Source organism: Hydrotalea sandarakina (assembly GCF_003254115.1).
GTDB classification, from domain to species: Bacteria; Bacteroidota; Bacteroidia; order Chitinophagales; family Chitinophagaceae; genus Hydrotalea; species Hydrotalea sandarakina.
Window position 1 is genome coordinate 24,881 of sequence record NZ_QKZV01000005.1, and the last position, 23,886, is coordinate 48,766.

Below are 23,886 nucleotides of genomic sequence, written 5' to 3' on the forward strand. Positions count from 1 at the left end.
TATGAACGCGGCAACATTTCAACAAATTGCACCTACTATTCCACATAAACCCGGTATATATAAATATTATGATGCCGAACAGCAATTACTGTACGTTGGGAAAGCAAAAGATTTAAGAAAACGCGTAAGTTCCTACTTCAATAAAAACTTTACCGGATACAAAACCTTTGAATTAGTAAAACGCATTGAGCATATTGAATTTACAATAGTTGATTCGGAACAAGATGCACTTTTGTTAGAAAACGCACTAATTAAGCAATACCAACCAAAATATAATATTAATCTAAAGGATGATAAAACTTACCCATATATAGTCATTAAACATGAACCTTTCCCAAGAATATTTTTAACCCGTCAGAAAATAAATGATGGGTCAGAATATTTAGGCCCTTTCAGCTCGGTTGGCAGTGTGCGTGAATTATTGCATTTTATCAAGCAATATATTCCATTACGCACCTGTAAGCTTGCTTTAAATAACCAAAATATTCAAAAGCATAAATTCAAAGTTTGCCTTGAATATCATTTAGGTAATTGCAAAGGCCCTTGCGAAGGGTTACAATCAGAGCAAGATTATAATCAGGGAATTCAACAAATTAAAGAAATTTTAAAAGGGAATTTAAGCCCTGTAATTCAAAGACTTAAAAATGAAATGCAGGAATACGCCAATGCTTTACAATTTGAAAAGGCTGCTGCCATCAAAAACAAATTGGCCTATTTAGAAAATTATCAAGCCAAGTCGGTTATTGTAAGTAAACAAGTAAATAACGTAGATGTATTTGCGATAGAGCAAGAAGGCGATACTGCTTTTGTTAGCTATTTAATGGTAAACAACGGCACCATTGTACAAACGCATACCCGAAAAGTAGAAATGCAATTAGATGAAACCCCATCTGAAATTTTACCCTTACTGATTGTTGACATCAGAAAAACATTTAACAGCACCTCTACAGAAATAATTGTTCCATTTGAAATAGATTATTCTGAAACGAATATCACCATTACCATACCAAAAGCAGGTGACAAAAAGAAATTACTGGATTTGGCCACTAAAAATGTTCAGTACTTTAAAGAAGAGCTAAGAAGAAAGAAAACACTGCATTTAACTAGTAAAACCAATGAAGAAATGCTGTTGGTATTGGAAGAAATGAAGCAGTTGTTGCACTTGCCTCAAACGCCTTTACACATAGAATGTTTTGATAATTCTAATTTTCAAGGAAGTTATCCTGTTTCAGCCATGGTATGCTTTAAGAATGGATTACCCAGCAAAAAAGATTACCGCCATTTTAATGTAAAGACAGTAAAAGGCATTAACGATTTTGCTACCATGTATGAAGTGGTTTATAGACGTTACAAACGTTTACAGGAAGAAAAGCAACCACTTCCTCAATTAGTAATCATTGATGGCGGTAAAGGACAATTAAACGCTGCTATTGAAGCCCTTAATGCCCTACAATTATTAGGCGAATTGACCGTTGTAGGATTGGCAAAAAATGAAGAGGAAATTTTTTTTCCTGGAGACAGTGAGTCATTAAAACTACCTTGGAATACAGAAAGTTTGTTATTAATTAGAAGAATAAGAGATGAAGTACACCGGTTTGGCATCACCTTTCATAGAAACAAGCGTTCGTTAGGCACTTTTAAAAACGAGCTGGAAAACATTAGCGGAATTGGGAAAGCTACTGCTGAAAAATTATTAAAACATTTCAAATCGGTAAAGAATTTAAAAACTGCTTCGAAGGATGCATTAGTTCCCATAGTGGGCGAAAAAAAAGCAGCAACAATACTCGATTATTTCCAATCATTACCTTCCAATGAAAACTGATAAAGATACTTAAGAAAGGAAAATGGATTGATTATAAGCATAAAAAAAGGGCCAGGATAAAAATCCAGCCCCGTCTTTAAAATCCAATATCCTATGAAAAACCGAGATAAAATTACTAATTAGTTTTTAAATAACAATAATTTTTTAAAAAAATATTTTCAAATAATTTATACAAATTTAATGCCTGACTTTTTGGGAAGCAGGCACAAATTGTTAATAAGCCCATAAATCCTGCTCATAGTTAAAGATTTTTTCCTTCACTTTTTCACCGGCCAATAAGCGGAATAACGGATCTTTAATATAATCTTTGAAATACTGATTTTTGTAATTATCCATTGTAGTTTTTACTATATAGCTACTGTACATATGGCTTTCAAACAAATCATCCCAACTCATTCTGGCACCATTGTTTTTTGGATTATACACTTGAACTTTGGCAAAAGTGGGTCTAATATCAGGATAATAAATCCAAAACAATGGGTATAAATCATCACCAACAGCAGTACCATCGGACAAATAACGCTTCATCATAGGGGCAATACCGATAATTCTACGTACTAACCTGGAAGCTTCTTTATCAAAAATATAATCTTCTTTAATGCGGAATTTGTAAATAGAGTCCGGTGAAATGTCCCGAGGTGTAATGTTACAAATGCCGGTTGCATTCCCATCAATATCACGAGTCATCACAGTATCTACCCCACCACCCAAGGTTTTAACAAATTCTTCTTTTGATAGTGGTGTTGTAAAGCGATCATCATCAGCATTAAAAGCAGTTACATCGCCATTCATTACTGCCTGAACAATGATAGAGATGAGGCGTTGATTGCCATTATCTTCGTTAGACATGTAACCAAAAACCTGGTTCATCTTTTCACGGATATCAATTTCACTCCAAACTCTTTCTTTAAAAACAGCATCATCTTCTCTAATAAAATCGTACGCTAAAGGTGTTTTATCGCGTACCATTTCATAGTTGCGTGTAGGATCATCAGGGCGCAATGAAACTTTTACCGTGTCGAACAAACCCCCACCGGCACTTTTTTGCTGCTTATATTCTCTACAGCCTGTTTTAGGTTGATTATTGGCTGCAGACTGAGTATTAGCACCTGATGCATTTGTTTGATTACCTGATGACAAATAAGGGTTATTTGAGTTGCTATTGCTACCTGATCCGCTGCCGCTATTTTGCAAATAAGGATTATCTGCATTATTCGATGTTTTGGCAGGTGAAGTATTCGTATTTCTTTGCGCAGTGCGCTTTTTAGCCTGCGCTATAGCAGCATTGCTTTCAAGTAGCAGTAAACCTGCTGCAACCATACACACAACAAATAGAATGCTGATTTTCTTCATAATTAAAATTTTTAGTATAAATAGAAAGAAATAGGTGGCAATGTAGTTACACCATTTGGACCTTCTACTTTAATCATATCAATTAAAACGGTTGAATTAGGACCTAATTTATCAATCAATGCACGTGTTTCACTATTAAATACAGCTCCATTGTTTACAGAAATACCGGGTCTTTCAGAAAATGCCTTACCTGTTGCTATAAAGGTATAACTAAGAACGTTGTATTTTAAATTTTCAAAAATAAAGTTTTCTAAATCTGCTCTAACACCTGCCATAGCCTTAAACTCATTCAATGGCATTCTGCCTCCTTTACTGTTACCCACTTTAGCAACGGGATCGGGAATAGTTTTTACCCTAAACTTAAATGGTGTTACATTTTTACCATCATTTACAGTAATTGTAGCTTCACCGGGCGTGGTAACTTGTGCTTCATAATGACCGGGGCCGGTTTTAGTTAATGAACCCTGACTAATTGAAACACTTACTTTTTCATCTCCAACCCCACTTCCACCAATAACGGTTAAGGGGTTAGCAACACCAATATATAACACTCTGGTGGCATCGGCACTAACATTTGCACCTGTTGGCGATCCCACTGTATATTTAATGTCAATATCTTTTGATTCTTCTTTACCGGTTGCCTGATTGAAGTAACTTATATGCAATTTTTTAACATAAGAACCTGGCCCGCCAACAGTAGTCTTATATAAACCGGTTCCATCCGGTTGCAATGGTACAGCAGCACCATCAATGGTAATAGTTGGACGAGATTCTTTATTGAAAGCACCAATACCTGCAGTAACATCTAACTCTTGCCCAGGCATTAGATACTGTGCGCTTTGTCCTATTAAGGGTACATAGGTATCAAATACCATTTTAACAGCACCAACTTGCGTATGGAAATATTCAACAGCACGAGCTTCAGAGTTCTTTACATCATTTTGAAACTTACTTAATATAGTAATACCTGCAATAGTTGGCGTCATATTAAAATACGCATAAGCCCAATCCTTTTTTGCTGCATCCGAAGTAGCAGATTTTGGTATTGACAAATCTAGTGGAAGAGTGGTAGCATATTGTTCTGCAAAACTCGTATCAATGGCTAATAAATCCTTTTTAAATTGCTCTAATTTTTGACGTAACTCATTGCCTTTTTTCTCTTCAACCATTAACCTGGAAGTGGCTTCCAAATCATCTTCCTTAAAAGTAGTGTCTTTAGGTGGATTATAGCCCGAAGCTTTTTTCAATTCTTCCTTTAATGTTTCAATATAATTGTACATGTTATCGGCCAACTCTTTAGCCTTTTGAGCTTTAGGCCACCATATTGCTGCTTTATCTTTCGTATCAGCCTGATTCAGCTTTTCTTGAAATGATTTAAAAAGGGTTTGATTTTTCTGGTCAATCATTTGATTGGAAGTATCTAAGCTATTGTTTACCGTCTTAAAGGCATTTAATATTTCAGCCGATACATTCAGTGCCAACAATGCCGTTAGCACCAAATACATCAGGTTAATCATCTTCTGCCGTGGCTCCTTAGGTAATGCCATAGTCTATGTGCAGTTTATTTTTTTACAATTAGGGTTGAAAGTTTGTATCTATTTTTTTATGAACGGCCCTGCATAGCAGTTAACATATTGCCATAAACTTGATTTAATTTGCCTAAATTACTGGCTAATAAAGCAATTTGTTCTTTTGCTTTTAATGCATCGCCGGCAGAATTATTCATGGCTTCAGAGGTTTGAGCCAACTTGCCATAAAACTGATTCAACACCTTTAAATGATTATTGCTTTCCTGTAACTCTAATTCGTAAATAGTATTTAAAGAAGTTAAGTTTTTGGTTAATACCTGCACCTGAGTGTGGAATTGTTTGGTATTTTCTGCAGCGGCATTGAATGATGATAAAGAAGCAGTTGTTTGCGTTACAGCTCCGGCAACTGTTCCTAAAGCACCGGCAGCCTCTTTGGCTTTAGCACTGAAATCGCCGGTTGATTTTACAACATCGCCAATTTCTCCCATTTTTTCAACAGTAGAACCTAACTTTTGAAAACCTGCACTTAACTTACTCAAGTTGGCAGGTGTAATGTCGGCATCTAATAACATTTTTTCCATGGTTTGCAAAGCAGGATTTCCGGCAGGTATTTTTTGACCGGGAAGATGTACTTCATGATCATCCATATAAGGATAAATAATATATAAAATACCATAACCTAAGAAAATTATCGCTTCAGTAGTTAATCCTACCTTCAACATGAAATCTGCAATGGGTGTATGCAAAATCTTCTGCAATGCACCGAAAATAACAACTGCTGCTGCTACAGATACACCAACATCAAACCATTTACTAACTTTTGGAGGAATTTTTGCTGCCATAAATACGTAAGTTTAAATTTTTACTGGGTTTAGGTTAATAGAATACTCCCTTGCGAAGGTATCGCCGGTAGTATTCGTAAAATTTATTAAAGTTTTAATCAATGAAATTCGCAGGTTTAGGTTTTCTATTTTTTCATTCGAGGGGCTAAATCAATGACACATCTGAATCCAATGTAAGATTTTGCACTATCCTGATATTCAAATGTACGAGTGCTTGTTTGCAAGAAATAACCTACATCTTTCCAACTACCACCGCGTACCACTTTTCTGCGCATTAAGGGTGGATCAGAATCTTTGGCTTCATAGCGAACATCTGGATTCATATCGGACATAAAATTGTAGGCACTTTCATTGAAGTAGGAATTCGTCCACTCAGCCACATTACCGGACATATTATACAATCCATAATCATTGGGCCAATATGCATCTACGCGAACAGTGTAGAAACCTCCATCTTCCGCATAATTTCCGCGACCGGGTTTAAAATTGGCCAACAGACACCCTTTTTTGTTACGAATATAATAGTTACCCCAGGGATACATTGAATTGGTTCTTCCACCTCTTGCAGCATATTCCCATTCCGCCTCACTTGGCAAGCGGAAATCACTTTCAATTGCCATTTTCTTTCTTTCTAAAGCTGCATTTTGAATATGAGTGCGCCAGTGACAAAAGGCTACAGCTTGCTTCCAATTTACGCCTACTACCGGATAATTACCAAAAGCAGGATGTGCAAAATAGCGCTTGGTCATTGGTTCGTTATATGAATAAGAAAAATCACGCATCCAAACTAATGTATCGGGATAAATAGGAACCTGGTAACGCACAATGAACTTACTGCGAGGCTGACCTGCATTTTCGCGTTTAGCCGCTTCAAATAAATTAAATGTTTCTACTTGATATAATAATTTATTGGGATCAATATCGGGCTTCCCATACAACCGATTATCAGGCGCCAATATTAATTTATTACCTAACTTTTCTAAGTTAGAAGCATCATATTTAATAGTACGAGCTTTATTCCAATCAATAGCAATGGCTGAATCACCACCTGTTGCTCCGGCTGATGACTTGTAATATCCCAATTCCTTGGCAGCCAAAGAATCACGCACCCAATAAACAAACTGTCGATAATCGTTATTGGTAATTTCAGTAGCATCCATCCAAAAGCCGGCAATAGATACCTGACGATTACGGGCGGTATAGTTATAATTTATGTCTTCATCACTCGGACCCATGTGGAAAGTTCCGGGAGGAATATACACCATGCCGCGAGGTTTTCCCATGCTTTTACCGCCACCGGGAGCCACACCGTGTAACTGGCCATCATCTAATGGGTTTTTGCTTTTTCCTTTAAAACAAGCTGTAAAACCCACGGTAACCAGCGACACCAACAAGATACTATAATGGTACTTCTTCATAATTGCTCAATAGAATTTGACAAATATATAGCATTCAATAGCTATCATGCTACTTTGTTAAATTAGTTTTACTTTAAATTTTTTTTGAGTAAAGTTCAACGATGCATTTACTTAACGTTCTTTTTACTAATTTATTTTCCAGGAGGGATAAACAGGGAACACGCAAATTAATGGTTTAATTGAAATTGAGAAAAAAAATTTCCAAAATTTATCTCAGGTTTTTGACAACTGTAATTTTCGCAAACATAAAAGGTTGATTTACAATTGAAATCTTTCCCTTCTAACAATGGAAAACCTTCCTTAAAATTTTGAGAAACCTGAAAAATTTTGTCCGGAATATAGTTTTTTAGAAAAGGAGTGATAAAGTTTTGAGCCTCCTCGCCTGTAAAAACTACTTCTTTTATGGGAAAACTTTGTTGCAAAACAACGAGTGCCCAATAGCCAAATGACGTGGGATAATTGACAATGGGCTTCATCAATGAAGCGGTCATTTTTCTGCTCCGCCGTGCCCACTCAGGCTTATCTAATATTGAAGCTAAATATAGCAAATTAGCCGCCATTACAGCATTTCCACTTGGTGTGGCACCATCATATAGTTCTTTTTTACGAACAAGTACATTCTGTTGCAGTTTGGAAGTAAAATAAAAGAACAAATTTTCTTCATCTGAATAATCTTGCATTACTTGTTCACTCAATAATTCTGCCTTATTTAAATATGATGCATCTCCCGTAATTTCCTGTAATGCAATGTAGGCCTGAATGACAAAGGCCATATCATCTAAAAAGGCCGGTAAAGCCTGGCGTTGGGTATTGGGTTGATGCAGCCATTGTTGTTCGTGTTTAAACTTATTTTCCAATACTTGCATGGTTTCAATTGCCCTGTTTTTGAAGGCCTCAATACCTGTTGCGGCATAGGCTTTTGCCAAAGCCTGTATCATTAAAGCATTCCAGCCCGGTAATATTTTATTGTCTAAGCCCGGCTTCACCCTTTTAGAACGAGCAGCTAATAATTTTTGCTTCCCTTTTTCCAATATTTGAGCTAACAACTCAACCGATAAGTTATTTTTTTCTGCAAATACTTCAAGGGGTTCTTTTATCCATAAAATATTATGGCCATATTCCCAGTTTCCGGACTGTGTTACACCATAAAATTGACAGAAAATGGGTGCATCTTCTCCCAATAAGGCTTCTATTTCCGCTTTTTTCCAAACATAATATTTACCCTCAACCCCTTCACTGTCTGCATCCCAGGCACTATAAAAACCGCCTTTGGCATCCATTAAATTTTCTTCCATCCATTCAATGGTATTGACCATTGCCTGCCGATAGATTGATTTATGGGTAATTTGATAAGCTTCTGCCAGCAATTCAACCAACAAAGCGTTATCGTATAACATTTTTTCAAAATGGGGCACTAACCATTCCGTATCAGTACTATATCGGGCAAAGCCACCCGCAATTTGATCGTAAATACCGCCTTGCACCATTTTATCAATACTCAATAAAGCCTGCTTCAAAGCCTTTTCTGAATGGGTATGGTAATAAATGCGTAATAGTGTACGAATGACCATTGTTTGTGGAAACTTTGGCGCCCTGCCAAAACCACCCCATTTTGTATCTGCTGTTTGCAAAATATTGGCTTCAATTGCTTGGATGGTTTCGTTTGTTTCTGCACTAACTGATTCCGTTGAAAGGCCAAAATCATTAGCTGCTTTAATGTGTTGTGTTAATTGTTGTGCTTGCTGCTCAACCGCATCGCGTTGTTCGGTAAAAGCTTTGTGCACAGCCAACAATACTTCTTTCCAGCTCATTCGGTTATGGGCTCGTTCCGGTGGGAAATAGGTACCACCAAAAAAAGGTTTGGTATCCGGCGTTAAAAATACATTGAGAGGCCAGCCGCCACTGCCTGTAAGGGTTTGTACCGCATCCATATAAATGTGATCCAAATCAGGCCTTTCTTCTCTATCCACTTTTATATTCACGAAATACGCATTCATTATAGCAGCGATATCGGCACTTTCAAAACTTTCTTTTTCCATTACATGGCACCAATGGCAAGAAGAATAGCCAATGCTGACCAATATGGGAAGATTTTTTTCTTTGGCCAATTGCAAAGCTTCTTCGCCCCAAGGATACCAGTTTACCGGGTTGTGTGCGTGCTGCAATAAGTAAGGACTGCTCTCGTGTATTAAGCGATTGGTATGTTGCATGTTATTAAATGTAAGGCAAGTTACATAAAAAGAAAAAGCCCTTTTACAAGGGCTTGAATTATATGCTGAAAAGTGAAGCTACTTTACAGGTTGGTTATTGTTTAGAAAGTGCTCAATGGCAGCAGTCATACTGGGAATATGCACATCGGGTGCTTTTAAATTAAGGGTTAAACCAGCTTCTTCAACAGCTTTAGCTGTATTGTTACCAAAAGCACCTATTAAGGTACCGTTTTGGTGGAAATTTGGAAAATTGTCGAAAATAGAACGTACAGCACTTGGCGTAAACAAACAAACCATATCAACATCATTGTTTGCAAACAATGGCTTAATATCATTACTTATGCTGCGATACATGAATCCTAACTGAAACTCACATTGATTGGCTTTAAGCCAGTTCACAATTTCATTATCCTGCTGGTTTTCGCTACACACATATAAAAAGTTTTCGTTCTCTTTGTGTTTATTAATTACAGAAAACAAACTTTTATTAGTACCATCAGCACCATAAAATACTTTGCGCTTTCTATACAAAATAAACTTTTGCAAATACAAAGCAACAGCCTCTGTAATGCAGAAATATTTGGTATCCTGACTAATGGATACTTTCATTTCCTCGCAAATGCGAAAAAAATGATCAATTGCGTGCCTACTGGTAAAAATAATGGCAGTAAAAGTTGCAATATCAATTTTTTGTTTACGGAACTCTTTTGCAGTGATAGGTTCTAACCGAATGAAAGGTTCAAACACAAATTGAACATGATATTTTTTTTCAATATCAAAGTAGGGTGATTTTTCACTTTCCGGCCTGGGCTGAGCAATGATAATTTTTTTTACCGGTTTAAAGTCTACAACATTTGAATTTTTAGTTGCTTTTTTTGCCATGCGAATCTTCTAAAATGTCTACAAAGTTAAACACTATTTCTGTAAATACAGGAACATTAACCTGTACAAACACAACACTGGTATAATTTCAACGGCGCAAATGTACAGGAAAAAATGCAAGCCATTCATTTTCAGCTCCCGACGAAAAGCTGACAGGCTGATAAAAAAACGATACAACCATAAAAAAGCTAATAGTCCAAAACTAACTTGTAATGCAATAGCAGCAATAGTATGGGTGGAAAATGCCAATAACCAAATTATTGGTATAAGAAATATGGCAGCCACTTTATTAATTAACAAAACAATAAAAATATACTGGTTTGCTGCTTGTTTTATGCCAAAAATCCATCCGGCAGATTGCAATAAAACAAATTTTCCACCATAAATAACGACTAAAAGAATACTGCTGTAAAGCACAATCCACCAAAATGAAGCAATGCTTATTCCATAAAATTGTGCAACCAATGCCGCATACAATCCACCATTAACAATAAACAAAATATTGAATAACAGGGCAGACAATTGCCCTTGTGCCATTTGCTCTCGCATTTGTTTCTGCCGATAACTGGTTTGAAAAAAATAAGCAAATAAACTGTTGAAATATTTTGAGAACAGTTGTCTTAATAAAGCCAAATAAAATAAAACACCACACAACACATAAAACAAATCATCCTTATCAATAATTTTTTTGTAGGCTGTTATTTGATAAAACGGCGGTTGATTAAAAGGCAGGAATGGCGCAGGCATCCATTTAGCATAAGTGCCGGTATCAATTTGTTTAACAGCCGGCGTTTGAGTAGTAAGTTGTGCAATACTATCCTTTACTACTGCATTATTTTGAGACGTATTGATGGTATCAATCGTTTTTTTGTTGTTGGTATCAACCTTTGAAAATTTTACGCTGTCTGCAATAATGGTGCGTTTCGTTTTTTTGGCGGCTGGTTTCACCATGGTGCTTTCCAAAGCAGGCCTGTGTGAATTTAATTGTTGAATAACAGGCAATTGTTTATCCGTATCGGTTTGTGCTTGAGCATTCACCCATACTAACAGTACATAAATACAGCAAAACAAAATGGCCTTCCGTTGCATGAAGCGCAAAAATAGGGATAAGCCTTATGGCATCACCCATTTTTTGGTATCTAAATTATTTTAAAACAGCCTTACAAAAATAGCCCTGTAAATTTGCAAGCTTAATATTATTCGAATAATATGGCCGGTATTTATTTACATATTCCATTTTGTAAACAGGCATGTAATTACTGCAACTTCCATTTTTCAGTAAACAAAAAATACATGCCCCAAATGGTGAAGGCCATTGCGAATGAAATGCATATTCAACAAGCATTTTTATCCAACTCTACCATTCATACCATTTACTTTGGTGGTGGCACACCTTCATTATTAAGCTTGGAACAAATCAGCTTTTTACTCAATAACATCCATCAACATTTTACCATAGCATCTGATGCAGAAATTACCCTGGAGGTGAATCCCGATGATTGCACACCTGAAAAACTGCAAGCATGGCGAAATGCCGGTATTAATCGTTTAAGTATCGGAACGCAATCATTTAGAGAAGAAGATTTAAAATGGATGAACCGATCGCACAATGCACTTTCGGCTATAAGGGCAATTGAACAGGCACACCAAGCTTCATTTCAAAATATTAGCATTGACCTTATATACGGTATACCGGGGTTAACAACTGAAGCATGGCTACAAAATGTACAACAAGCTACTCAACTTCCCATTCAGCATTTATCATGCTATGCACTAACGGTTGAACCAAAGACTGCCTTAAGTAATGCCATTCAAAAAAAACTTTTACCTGATATTAATACCGATGAACAGGCCTTACAATTTGAATTACTCATGCAATGGCTTCCGGATGCAGGATTTCAACAGTATGAGGTTTCTAATTTCGCCAAACCCGGTTTTGAAAGTAAGCACAATAGTAGTTATTGGAAAGGTATTCCTTATTTGGGACTGGGGCCTTCCGCTCATTCCTACAATGGACAATGGCGCCAATGGAACATTGCCAACAATAGTTTATACCTGCAAAGCATTGAAAAAGGAATAATTCCTGCCGAAATAGAAGAACTAACCCCTTCACAAAAAAGGAATGAACAAATTATGATTGCATTGCGCATGAAAGAAGGAATTTATTTCAATCAGTTATCTAACCTTTTTTCTTCAGAACACAAAGCAGCATTGTTGAGTAATGCAGATAAGTGGATAAACCGGAAGCTTATGGAATGGTTACCAGAAGTGCAACAATTACGATTAACTACAAAAGGTATGCTTTACGCCGATGGCATTGCTGCCGATTTGTTTGAAACTACTTAGTTACACCAATAAAGCTTCTATTTTTTGGAAGCCTTCATCCGCGGGGAAATGCTCCCACAATATTTCATAAATAGTTTGTACAATAGGAAGTGCTGTATGGTATTGTTGATTAATGAATACCATGCATTTGGATGCATTATACCCTTCGGCTACCATGTTTAATTCTAACTGTGCCGCCTTTACGCTGTATCCTTTGCCAATCATATTGCCGAAAGTTCGGTTACGACTAAAAAGGGAATAACAGGTAACCAACAAATCGCCTAAATATACCGAAGCTGCATAATCATTATCATCCGTTTTATCGGTTTCTTTATGGGTAATTGCTTTTAAAAAACGGTTCATTTCTAATGCGCAGTTAGCAATATACACGCTTAAAAAATTATCGCCATACTCTAAACCATGTGCTATACCAGCGCCTAATGCATAAATATTTTTAAGTACTGCAGCATATTGCACGCCTATTACATCTGTATTTGTTTCCGTATTGATGTAAGGTGTTTTAAAATATGAGGCTAATTGCTGTGTAACATTTTTATCCATACCGGAAAATGTTAAATACGATAACTTTTCTGCAGCTACTTCTTCAGCATGGCAGGGACCTAATAAAGTAAAATATTGTTGTAAAGGAAATTGAAAATGTTCTTGCAAATATTCATGAAATAAATATTTGTGATGCGGCAAAATACCTTTTATGGCTGAAATAATGTATTTGTTTTTAAAAATGGTTTTAGGCAAATGATGAAAAGCATCGGCTACGTATGCAGAAGGTATGGCTACAACAATTACATCACTGTCTTCAATTACAGTTTGAATGGAGGCCGACATATTTAATAACTGCGTATTAAAATAGGCATTGCTTAAATAATGCGGATTGTGTTTCCTTTGTTGGATGTATGGAATGGTTTTTTCATTTCGTATCCACCAGTTAATGTGATGTTCATTATCCGTTAAAATTTTGGCAATTGCAGTTGCCCAACTTCCACTTCCTATAATACCAATTTGCATAGCAATTCGTTTGAGTATGACAAACATACAGAAAGGCAATGGGTATTACAATTTCTGCACAAAAAAACCGGCCAATGAATAAGGCCGGTTTATGTTGAATAAATTAATTGTTTTAATTAGATGGTTTTACTTCGTACAACTTATCCTTTGGAGTTACTAGCACCTTATCTTTATTTTTCAGTAACTTACTTACTGTTGAATAAGGGCCTGTAACAACCTCATCGCCTGCTTGAAGCCCACTGGTAACTTGTATATAATTCAAATCCTGAATACCTGTTTTAACAGGTGTCATTTTAACGGTACCGTCTTTCTGTATTACAAATACCACTTCTTGGGTACTATCGGAATTGCCGGCCTTCTGCATATCTTTATTACCGGCAGCATTGGCAGTGGAATCTGCATTCATGTCTCTTGTTGTAACGGCATTTAAAGGAACACTCAATACATTTGGCGCAGTGCGGGTTTGTATGTCGGCGCTGGCACTCATACCGGGCCTAAAAGGAAAACGGCCTTTTACTATTAAGTCCTGATAGCTTTCCGGCAACAAGCGAATATGTACTTTATAATTGGTAACATCGGTTGAGGTAGTGGTTGTAGTTGCAGAAGCATTAGTAGCAGGATTGGCAATTTTATATACCACGCCTTTAAATTTTCTATCGTTATACGCATCAACTTCTACCAAAGCAGTATCACCAATTTTTATTTTTGGAATATCATTTTCGCCTACATCAACTTGCGCAACTATGCTGCTTAGGTCAGCAATGCGCATCATTTCAGTTCCTACATTAAAACTGTTACCGGCTACTCTTTCTCCTTTTTTAATACTTAACAAGCTTACAACGCCACTAATGGGTGCAGTAATAATGGTGCGTGATAAATCTTCATTTGCTTTTGCCAACTGTGCCTGCGCATTTTTTATATTCGCTTTATTGGCATTAATATTTTGAATGGCAGCATTATAATTAGCTTCTGCTGAACGATAAGCTTGTTCAGCTGTTTCAAACTCCTGACGGCTGATTACTTTATCGTCTAATAATTTTTTTTGCCTTTTATAGTTGGCTTCTGTTTGGTCAACCGTAGCTTTTAATCCAACCAAACTAGCTTGTAAATTGGCCAGTTGTGCCTGCGCTTGTGTAACAATTGCCGCCACTTGGTCACGTTGTGTTACATAAATGTCGGCATATATTTTCGCCAACTCTTGTCCCTTTTTAACCGTATCGCCTTCGTTTACATTTAAGGCAACTACCTCACCACTAATATCCGGACTAATTTTTACTTCTACTTCAGGATAAATTTTACCGCTGGCATTTACACTTTCAATAATGGTTCTTACTTGTGCTTTTTCGGCAGAAACCTTAATCCCTTCATCTTTACCAATAACACCGGCTGCCTTTAAACCCCATAAGGCACCTAACAAAATAATTAGAATAATGATGGTCCAAAGCAGTTTTTTATTCATACAGTTATTTTTATATAAGTAAGTTGAATGATGTTTATGGTAAGTGAATTACAACTTTAAGCCCATGCCTTTATAAAACTCCAGCAATTTCATTTTAAAAATATAATCATATTCATTGGCTACCTGCTGCAGTTTTGCTTTCAACAAGTTGTTTTGATTGGTAATTAAATCAATGGTTCCAAGCATACCAATTTCATAACGCTTTAAAGCAAAATCGTATGCTTTCTGAGCACTCATTACACTCTTCTTACCGGCATTAAACTTTTCGGCAGCTAATACCGCATTGGTATAGGCAGTGTAAATATTGTTTTTTAAAGTAAAGTCTGCCAACTCATTTTGCAATTGGGTATTCTTGATATTTAATTTAGCTTGTTGGTAAGCTATGCGACTTTGCCCGTTATTAAATACAGGAATACTTAAGTTAATTCCTAAGCCTTGACCAAAGTTGTTGGTAATTTGATTGGACCATCCCTGCCACAATTGTCCGAAATTCTTTTTGGATTGTGTTACAGAAAAAACAGGATTTTGAACATAATAATTGGCACTGCCAATTTTCACGATGGGTTCAGCGCCGGTAATAGGCGCATAACCATTAAAAGTATAACCATCAATTTGATTAAATGAATTGTAAAAGTTGGTACCCAAGCTAATACCAAATCCTAAGGTAGGATAAAGCGCAGCTTTAGCAACCTGCATATTTTTTTGTGCTGCTTTTAAACGAAATGCATTTCCTTTTTGCAAAGGCTGATTATTCAATGCTAAAGCATAAACCACTTCGGGTTGTAAATCGGCAAAGGATTCTAAAGGTATGGTGGATACATCAGGCGTATCCACTTCGAAAGGGGTGGCAGCATCTAAATTCAAAACTGCTTTCAGTTGTAATACACTTTGTTGAAATGTAGTTTTAGCGGCAATATAATTGCTGCTGTCATTGGCCAATTGGGCTTCTAACTCAATTTGGTTTAACTCGGGCAAGGCTCCCGCTTCCACTTGTTTCTTAGTAATATCAAGTTGTGTTTGTGTTTGTTGAATTTGTACTTTGCTAATATTAATTTGTTCATTGGCGCTTAATACCTGCAAATAATAAGTAGCTACATTTAAAGCTGCATCGTTGCTGGCTTTTTCAACATCGGCCAAAGCAGCTTCTGCACTGAATTGTGCAGCATTCACATTATTTTTTAACCGATTCCAATTGTATAAGGTTACATTACTGTTGGCTTGAATGTTTTGATACAATGCTTGTGTGTTTGTATAAATGTTGGTGGTACGGTCAATAGATCGACCAAATTGCACACCTACACCTGTACCTAATGATAAAGTGGGAATTTGATAATATTTAGCTTGTTGCACTTGTAAGGCAGCCAGCCTTGCCTGTACATCGGCCTGCTTAACCGAAATATTGTTTTTTAGGGCATATTCTACACAGCGCTGCAACGTCCACTTTTCAGTGGTTTGTCCATAACCCAGCACTGTTAAGGAAACAAAAATGAACAAAAACACATATTTCATGCAGTCATTATTTTATTTTTTGAACAATACAACTTCAAATAGCCACGCAAAACGGTTAACCATCCATCCTCTATTCTATACAAAAATAACAGAATAGAAATGGCAACACGAAATTTTAGATAAATGGTTTAATGAACAGGAGCAGCGGCTTTTTTAAAGGCTTGTTGTAAATCGGCTATTAAATAATCAGGGTCTTCAAGCCCCACATATAAACGCAACATTCTATGCTCGGCATTTTGCTCATCGTATTCTGCCTCTGCAAAACCTGCACAACGGGGTACTACTAAACTTTCATGTCCACCCCAACTTACCGCCATGCGAATGTGCTGTAAAGCATTACAGAATGTTTCAATGGATTGTATGGGCAATGGCTTTAATACAATGGTACACAATCCGCAGGCGCCTTTCATTTGTTTTTTAGCCAATGATAATTGCGGGAAATTGGGCTCAAATGGGAAAATGACCTTTTCCACCAACGATTCTGTTTTTAAATAATCAATCACCCGTTGTGTAGTTTTGGTAATATGTGCCAACCGCATTGGCAAGGTTCGTAACCCGCGAATGAGTAACCAAGCATTAAAGGGCTGAATGCCACTGCCTATATTTAAGTATTCACTGTTAAAAATACGTTCAATCATAACTTTGTTGCTGCTTAATACCCCTGCTACCACATCGCTATGACCACCTATGTATTTTGTGGCAGATTGAATACTAATATCAATACCCATTTGAATGGGTTGCTGATATAAAGGGGTACAATAACTGTTATCAATAACTGAAACAATTTGGTGTTGTTTGGCCAATGCAGCCACCGCAGCTAAATCCTGAAGTTCATAGGTCCAGCTATTGGGCGATTCTAAATAAAACAAGCGGGTATTGGGTTGAATGGCCTTTTGCCAGTTTTCAATGGCACTGCCATCAATATAAGTATGGGTTACGCCAAAACGCGGCAATATTTCTTCAAACATTTTCCTGGCCCAAGTGTAAACGCCTGCAACACTTACAATATGATCGCCCGATTTTACATTGGCCAAAACGGCCGCAAATATGGCTGCTGCACCACTATTCAATACCAGGCAATCTTCGGCACTATCTAATGCTGCCAGCTTTTGCGATAATATTTTCACCGTTGGATTTAACCCTCTGCTATACAACCAGGTACTATATTCATTAGCAAAAGCTTTACGCAAATCGGCCACCGTTTTAAAAGAGAAATTAGAGGTTTGAACAATGGGTGGTGTAACAGCCCTAAAATACTGGTCGTTCTCTTCTCCCAATTCATTCAATATGTAGGAAATATCCTGTTCGTTATTCATACAAAATTTTTTTATGAGGTAAACGTGCTGCTATCATGCTGCTTTTTATGAAAAATAAAATACAAGATTATAAACGCCGCTAATACCAATACACCCACCAATGCCGTTAATGGGGTGCGAATAATAATACTGACACACACAAACACATAAGCGGCAATAAAAATGATGGGCAGCAATGGATACAATTTCATTTTATAAATGCCGGTATTGTCTAAATGCTTGGTTTTACGTCGCAAAATAAAAATAGTGGCACTCGAGCCCACCATTCCAAACGAATCGAGGAAAATGGTAAAATTCAAAATCTTTTCAAATGTTTGTGCAAACACAAGAATAATGATACACATAGCGGTAAACACGGTTAAAGAAACCGTTAACACCTGATTCTTACTGCTTTGCTTGCCAAATATTTTTGGCAATGAACCTTCATCACTCATGGCATACATTACCCTGGGGTTGCTTAACAGCAATGCATTTACGTAAGAAAGCACGCCTACAAATAAAAAGAAGGAAAAAATTTCTGCACCACGAACGCCAAACACATTGTGAATTAATACGTAAGCAATTTCTGTTTCCTGCTTCATTTGATGAAATCCGATAATTTTATAATAACTGTAATTCACCAGCAGATATAAAATAATGATAATGGCTATACCCATGAATATACCACGAGGCATATTTTTAGCCGGCTCATTAATTTCATTTCCGAAATTAATGGTTTGCTGATAGCCCCCATACGTAAAAGAAACTGCAATTAAGCTTATGCCTAAACTTTGAATCCAACTCATATTTGTGGTAACGTCATTGGCTTGCTGTACAGCAGCCGGTTGCGTAACGGGAAAAAACAAGGCCGCTATTAACACTACAATCATCCCAATCTTAATGAGCATGAGTATATTTTGCGCCTTAGCACTCATTCTTAATCCCATTAAATTAATACCATAAAACACCACAATGGCTATAGCACTAATAATGGCTTTATCTACATCATTCCAATGATTGCCCGGTAATAGTTTAACAATATACCCGCTGCCTATTAATGCTACCCCGCTTAATGAAGCTGCATTGCTGATAAGAATAATACAATTAATGGCAAATGCAATACTGGGATGATAGGCTACCGAAAAAATTTTATAATATCCCCCGGTTACCGGATAACGGCTACCTATTTCCGCATAGGTTAATGCACCACAAAACGCAACAAAGCCGCCTAACAACCAGGCTATGAAATATACAGAAGGATTAATAGCATCTTTTGCTGAAGTAGCAGCTGTTCTAAAAATACCCATTCCTATTACAAGGCCCACCACTATCATGGTAAAGCTGAATAGGTTTAATTGTTGTTTTCCGCGCATAAGGTGTTAGTAAAAAACATTCAATATAATAAACAATTGCATGCAACTAATCAACAATGTCATTTTATTCTTCATTCTATTCTCAAAAAAGGTTCCTCTTTTCATGCCTCTTCATTCAACTCATTATGTACTAAATTTTTTTCAATTCGCTTATCCGGCACTATCCATATTACTGCAACAACGCCATATAAAAACAAAGCCGGCCAGGCATTCCATAGGCCCAATAACATTGCGGCAACATAAATGACCACCGAAATTTTTCCTTTTGCATCGTTACCTATAGCGGTAGCTAAAGTTGTTTTCTTACCATGTAATTTGATTAATGCCCGCACCAATATGTAATAGGCAATAGCACTCATCAATAACACAAATCCATAAACAATTACCGGCAACTGAGCAAAATGATTTTCGCCCATCCAACCGGATGCAAAGGGCACCAATGACAACCAAAACAACAGGTGCAAGTTTGCCCACAATACTTTTCCATTTACCTGCAACACCGCTTGTAATAAGTGGTGATGGTTATTCCAATAAATGCCGAGATATATAAAGCTTAATACATAACTTAAAAATACCGGCCATATTTCCAACAAAGCCTCCCAACTTACCATATGTGGCACTTTTAATTCTAATACCATAATGGTAATGATGATAGCCAATACGCCATCACTAAATGCTTCTAGTCGCCCCTTACGCATGCATAAAAGTATTTGTTGCAAGGGAAGATAAATAAAAAAATGGCTTATCAATTCATTTCCTATTTTTGCCTTGTATTTGGTTCAGTATAGGGTTTTCGTTCCTTATACTGATTAAAAGGGAAACCGGTGTAATTCCGGTGCTATCCCCGTAGCTGTAAAGGCCTCTGTAAAAAGAGAAAGCAAAACAACCACTGTTCTGTAAAGAATGGGAAGGTGCTTAAGCCTAAGCCAGAAGACCTGCCAATACACACTCATTGAAAAATGAGTATTTCATTCACGGCTTTCGGGTGAAAAGCATGGAATGTAAAAGACTGACTGCAGCGGTCGTTTATATTTCTCCGTTTGTTCATTTTCCTGAAAGCTCATTGTTCACTTTTAAAAACAAACAACAATGAGCAAATCATTCATGCTCCTTTTAACGGCATCAACACTATGCCTTTCTACTTTCGCACAAATTGACACCATGGCCACCCGCCAACTAAACGAGGTGGTAGTAACTGCCAACAAAATGCCCATGAAAGCGGCCGAAACCGGTAAAATTATTACCGTAATTGACCACAAAACCATTGAAAACAATGCCGGCAGCAGCTTAGCTACTTTACTCAATACCCAGGCAGGCTTTTTTATTAATGGCAGTAACAATGCGTTGGGTACCAATCTCGATTTATATTTTCGTGGTTCTACAGCCGGCAATATGCTTATTGTAATTGATGGCGTTCCGGTGTACGACCCTTCGCAAATCAACAATTCATTCGACCTTAATTCCATTCCGCTTGACCAGGTTGAAAGAATTGAAATTTTAAAAGGAGGCCAAAGTACCCTTTGGGGCAGCAATGCCGTAGCCGGCGTTATTCAAATTTTCTTGAAAAAAGAATCCAAAAAGAAAATAGCTTTTAATGCCAATGCTGCGTATGGCACTTATAATACGTTGAATGGCGGCGCCGGCATCAGCGGCTCACTCAAAAAATGGGATTATTTGGTTCAATACAATTACATCAACAGCGGTGGATTTCCGGCTGCTTATGATAGTACCGGTAAACAAAACTTTAAAAATGATGGCTTTAAGCAAAACACTGTTATTGCCGAAACCCGTTACCATTTTTCACCTCACCTAACGGCTAAGGCTTTCGGTAACTTCAGTAATTATTTTACCGACTTGCCGGCAGGTGCTTTTACCGACGAAAAAGATTATACCTTACGCAGTATAAATAACTTAGGCGGTGCCTCACTGATTTATCAACACAATAAAATGAATTGGACATTACAAGCCAGTTATCAACAAAATAGTCGCCACTACGTCAACGACAGCACGTATGTTTCAAGCCCTTACTTCAATTATTCCAACGAGCAATATACCGGCCATACCACTACTTTGGAAACTTTTGGCAATGTGCAATTGCAACAGCATTTACGCTTAGTGGCAGGCGTGCAATACCAACACCAAAATACCGCTCAAAGCTATTTTAGCACAGGCCCCTATGGCCCTTACAGCTCGGAATTGGGACAAGACAGTGCTCATGTTAGTCAAATATCAGCTTATGCTTCCTTATTGTTGCTGAACTTGCATGGCTTTAATTTTGAATTAGGCAGCCGCATTAACCACCATTCCATTTATGGTAATAATGCTACTTATACCATAAACCCTTCATTCATTATTGATGAAAACACCAAATTATTCATCAACATTTCTTCAGGGTATAATATTCCATCGCTTTATCAACTCTACAGCGCTTATGGCAATAAAAATTTAAAACCCGAAAGCAGCGTTACCTACGAAATGGGTTTACAAACCCAAAGCACCGATAAAAAAATGAGCCTGCGTTTGGCCGCCTTTAAACGCGACACCAAAAACCTCATTATTTTTTATACCGATGCCAACTATAACAGCTATTACATTAATCGCGATGCGCAACACGACTATGGCTTTGAGGTAGAAAGCAATACACAAGTGGGCCGTTTTGGTACCTGGACCAACAACCTTACTTACATTGATGGACATGGTATTCAAAATGGGGTTAGCGTTAACAACTTATTCCGCCGTCCTAACTTTACCATGAACAGCATTCTTACCCTATCACCATTTAAAGGCTTTACACTGGCACCCGCATTTAAATATGTCGGTACCCGACTAAAAGGTCCTTACGATGTGGGGCCCGATTTAATGCCTGCTTATTATACGCTTAACTGCTTCATCAGTTACCAAATCAATCAACGTATCCGCTTGTTTACTTCGCTCAACAATATCACCAATCAGCAATATTTTGATATTGTAGGCTATAACAGCAAACGCTTTAACATGATGAGCGGTGCTTATTTTAACTTTTAAAACACAGGGCTATGACATTACAAAAATTCAATCCCGCAACTGCTGTCATTTTATGCATTGTGTTATTGGCAGCCGCATTACGTATTGGCAATGCAGGCAGCACGTTATCACCTTTGGCTAATTTTTCACCTATTGGTGCCATGGGTTTATTTGGCGGCACTTACTTCAACCGCTACTGGAAAAAATTTGTTTTCCCGCTTGGCGCATTATTCCTTAGCGATGTAATTCTAATGCACACCATTTATTCCGGTTACGGCAACGGATTGCTGTACAGCCACTGGTATTACAACTATCTGGCTTTTGCGGCAATTGTATGTATTGGCATGGCTATTCAAAAAGTAAAAATTGCCACAGTGTTATGGGCAGCCATTGCAGCAGCTTTTGCTCACTGGATTATTACCGATATACCTGTTTGGTGGTATGGCGGTTTAGATATTAGAAATGGCCAGCCCTTAAAACGTAATTTAGACGGCTTTATTCAATGTTACGTACAGGCATTGCCGTTTTTAAAAAATATGCTCATTGCCAATATACTTTATGGTGCTGTATTTTATGGAAGTTATGAGTGGTTACAAAAAAAATACCCTCGTTTAAACAGCACAAGCATACACCATTCCTAAACAATGATTGGGGCGGCAAAAGGCTGCCCCAATTTTTAAAATCAGGTTTATGCCATCAGTTGTTTCATTTTTGCCGGCAGCCACCCAAATGATATATGATATGGGTTTGCAAACGCATTTAATGGGTGTTACATTTGAATGCCCCGAACAAGCATTGCAACAAAAGCCTAAAATAGTTCGCTGTGTGTTAGAAGGGAAAACACTCAGCAGCACTGAAATTGACACTGTTTTCTCTGCCGCAAAAGCTTCGGGAAAAAGTCTGTATTATGTAGATGAACCCATTCTCCAAAACATTGCACCCGATATAATTTTTACGCAAGATGTTTGTGAGGTATGCCAAATAGATACAGCTTGCACCGCTGCTGCAGTTAGTCGCCTACCCAAACAACCGCAGCTTATTCCCTTAACCCCACAAACTTTAACCGATGTGTTTACCACTGCCATTACCATAGCAAAAGCCATGGGGCACGAAGAAGCAGCTTACAGTTATTTGGCACAATTGCAACAAACTACCCAACACATTCTAAACCAACTGCGCTTGCACAACATGCCCTTAAAAACCGTTGCACTGTTAGAATGGATGGCCCCTGTTTACAATTGCGGTCATTGGATTCCCTATCAAATTGCACAAGCCGGCGGTATTGATTTAATCAGTCATCCGGGTGGCGATTCTATTGTTACCCCCTGGCAAAAAATTGTAAAATACAACCCCGAAGTTATTGTAATTGCTCCCTGTGGTTTTACCATTCAGCGCACACTTACCGAAATGCATTTGCTTACCCAACTGCCGGAATGGCCTTCTTTAAAAGCGGTTCAAAACAAACAGGTATTCATTGCCGACTATGATTTATTCACCCAACCCAGCGCCTCTACACTGGTTAACGGTATTGCCTTGCTGGCAGGGTTAATACATCCGCAATTATTTTCCATTCCAACACACCTGCAACACAAGTACCAACCCCTTTATTCAAATACTCACCGCTATGCCACAACATGAAACCAAATTTTGCGCCCGTTGCCAAGAACCCTTTCAATGTAAAGTGGGCGATATTGCCCATTGCCATTGCAACGAAATTATCCTTACGCCGGAAGAGCGCAACTTTATTGAACAACGCTATAGCGATTGCCTATGCCACAACTGCCTGTTGCAACTCAAAAACAAATACATCCTGTTTAAAGAAAAATTTCATTTACCTTAA

19 protein-coding genes and 1 riboswitch are annotated in these 23,886 nt (G+C 37.6%); of the genes, 6 read left to right on the top strand and 13 right to left on the bottom strand.

From position 1 onward, the window contains the following. The first annotated feature begins 1 nt into the window (after position 1). Positions 2–1,822: an excinuclease ABC subunit UvrC gene (gene uvrC, locus LX80_RS08475; protein ID WP_111295250.1), complete on the top strand. Its 1,821-nt coding sequence runs from the start codon at positions 2–4 to the stop codon at positions 1,820–1,822. Between the two features lie 213 nt (positions 1,823–2,035). On the opposite strand, the gene porN is transcribed toward uvrC, so the two are convergent. From porN to LX80_RS08510, 7 genes are all read right to left on the bottom strand, one after another. After that, the gene (porN, locus tag LX80_RS08480) at positions 2,036–3,175 is read right to left on the bottom strand and encodes a type IX secretion system ring subunit PorN/GldN (RefSeq protein ID WP_111295252.1); all 1,140 of its coding nucleotides are present in this window, start codon (positions 3,173–3,175) and stop codon (positions 2,036–2,038) included. A gap of 11 nt (positions 3,176–3,186) precedes the next feature. Continuing rightward, complete coding sequence (gene porM / locus LX80_RS08485) at positions 3,187–4,722, bottom strand: type IX secretion system motor protein PorM/GldM (protein ID WP_111295254.1); 1,536 nt, start codon at positions 4,720–4,722, stop codon at positions 3,187–3,189. Positions 4,723–4,778: 56 nt separating this feature from the next. Continuing rightward, the gene (gene porL, locus LX80_RS08490; protein WP_111295256.1) at positions 4,779–5,546 is read right to left on the bottom strand and encodes a type IX secretion system motor protein PorL/GldL; all 768 of its coding nucleotides are present in this window, start codon (positions 5,544–5,546) and stop codon (positions 4,779–4,781) included. A 125-nt stretch (positions 5,547–5,671) separates the two neighbouring features. After that, a complete protein-coding gene (gene porK, locus LX80_RS08495) occupies positions 5,672–6,964 on the bottom strand; it encodes a T9SS ring complex lipoprotein PorK/GldK (protein ID WP_111295258.1) in 1,293 nt (430 codons plus the stop codon). 167 nt (positions 6,965–7,131) lie between these two features. Next, positions 7,132–9,174 carry a thioredoxin domain-containing protein gene (locus LX80_RS08500; RefSeq protein WP_111295260.1) on the bottom strand — a complete coding sequence of 681 codons (2,043 nt, stop codon included), beginning with the start codon at positions 9,172–9,174 and terminating at the stop codon, positions 7,132–7,134. A 78-nt stretch (positions 9,175–9,252) separates the two neighbouring features. Further along, positions 9,253–10,056, bottom strand: coding sequence for a uroporphyrinogen-III synthase (locus tag LX80_RS08505; RefSeq protein WP_111295262.1), 804 nt, complete (start codon positions 10,054–10,056; stop codon positions 9,253–9,255). A 33-nt stretch (positions 10,057–10,089) separates the two neighbouring features. Continuing rightward, positions 10,090–11,145, bottom strand: a complete 1,056-nt coding sequence (locus LX80_RS08510; RefSeq protein WP_111295264.1) for a DUF4271 domain-containing protein — start codon at positions 11,143–11,145, stop codon at positions 10,090–10,092. 120 nt (positions 11,146–11,265) lie between these two features. Here LX80_RS08510 and hemW point away from each other — a divergent pair, with 120 nt between their 5' ends. Further along, a complete protein-coding gene (hemW, locus tag LX80_RS08515; RefSeq protein ID WP_111295266.1) occupies positions 11,266–12,402 on the top strand; it encodes a radical SAM family heme chaperone HemW in 1,137 nt (378 codons plus the stop codon). Here hemW and LX80_RS08520 read toward each other — a convergent pair whose 3' ends face one another. The 6 genes from LX80_RS08520 to LX80_RS08545 all read right to left on the bottom strand — a co-directional run bounded on the left by LX80_RS08520 (position 12,403) and on the right by LX80_RS08545 (position 19,741). Further along, complete coding sequence (locus LX80_RS08520; RefSeq protein ID WP_111295268.1) at positions 12,403–13,407, bottom strand: NAD(P)H-dependent glycerol-3-phosphate dehydrogenase; 1,005 nt, start codon at positions 13,405–13,407, stop codon at positions 12,403–12,405. Positions 13,408–13,519: 112 nt separating this feature from the next. After that, positions 13,520–14,866: an efflux RND transporter periplasmic adaptor subunit gene (locus LX80_RS08525; protein ID WP_111295269.1), complete on the bottom strand. Its 1,347-nt coding sequence runs from the start codon at positions 14,864–14,866 to the stop codon at positions 13,520–13,522. Positions 14,867–14,914: 48 nt separating this feature from the next. Next, positions 14,915–16,375: a TolC family protein gene (locus LX80_RS08530; RefSeq protein ID WP_111295271.1), complete on the bottom strand. Its 1,461-nt coding sequence runs from the start codon at positions 16,373–16,375 to the stop codon at positions 14,915–14,917. 128 nt (positions 16,376–16,503) lie between these two features. Further along, entirely contained in the window at positions 16,504–17,691 is a 1,188-nt protein-coding gene (locus LX80_RS08535; RefSeq protein WP_111295273.1) for a trans-sulfuration enzyme family protein, read from the bottom strand. 11 nt (positions 17,692–17,702) lie between these two features. Further along, the gene (locus LX80_RS08540) at positions 17,703–19,043 is read right to left on the bottom strand and encodes an APC family permease (RefSeq protein WP_111295275.1); all 1,341 of its coding nucleotides are present in this window, start codon (positions 19,041–19,043) and stop codon (positions 17,703–17,705) included. Positions 19,044–19,144: 101 nt separating this feature from the next. Continuing rightward, positions 19,145–19,741 (bottom strand): TMEM175 family protein, encoded by a 597-nt coding sequence (locus LX80_RS08545; protein ID WP_111295673.1) that lies wholly within the window; start codon positions 19,739–19,741, stop codon positions 19,145–19,147. 60 nt (positions 19,742–19,801) lie between these two features. Beyond that, positions 19,802–20,000: riboswitch (cobalamin riboswitch) on the top strand. A 132-nt stretch (positions 20,001–20,132) separates the two neighbouring features. Here LX80_RS08545 and LX80_RS08550 point away from each other — a divergent pair. Genes LX80_RS08550 through LX80_RS08565 form a run of 4 tightly spaced genes read left to right on the top strand, consistent with a single transcriptional unit; the run spans position 20,133 to position 23,886 of the window. Continuing rightward, a complete protein-coding gene (locus tag LX80_RS08550) occupies positions 20,133–22,067 on the top strand; it encodes a TonB-dependent receptor plug domain-containing protein (protein ID WP_111295277.1) in 1,935 nt (644 codons plus the stop codon). An 11-nt stretch (positions 22,068–22,078) separates the two neighbouring features. Continuing rightward, positions 22,079–22,687 carry a DUF6580 family putative transport protein gene (locus LX80_RS08555; protein ID WP_111295279.1) on the top strand — a complete coding sequence of 203 codons (609 nt, stop codon included), beginning with the start codon at positions 22,079–22,081 and terminating at the stop codon, positions 22,685–22,687. Between the two features lie 49 nt (positions 22,688–22,736). Beyond that, the gene (locus tag LX80_RS08560; protein ID WP_111295281.1) at positions 22,737–23,684 is read left to right on the top strand and encodes an ABC transporter substrate-binding protein; all 948 of its coding nucleotides are present in this window, start codon (positions 22,737–22,739) and stop codon (positions 23,682–23,684) included. Continuing rightward, positions 23,671–23,886, top strand: a complete 216-nt coding sequence (locus LX80_RS08565) for a cysteine-rich CWC family protein (protein ID WP_111295283.1) — start codon at positions 23,671–23,673, stop codon at positions 23,884–23,886. Before LX80_RS08560 ends, LX80_RS08565 begins: the two co-directional genes overlap by 14 nt.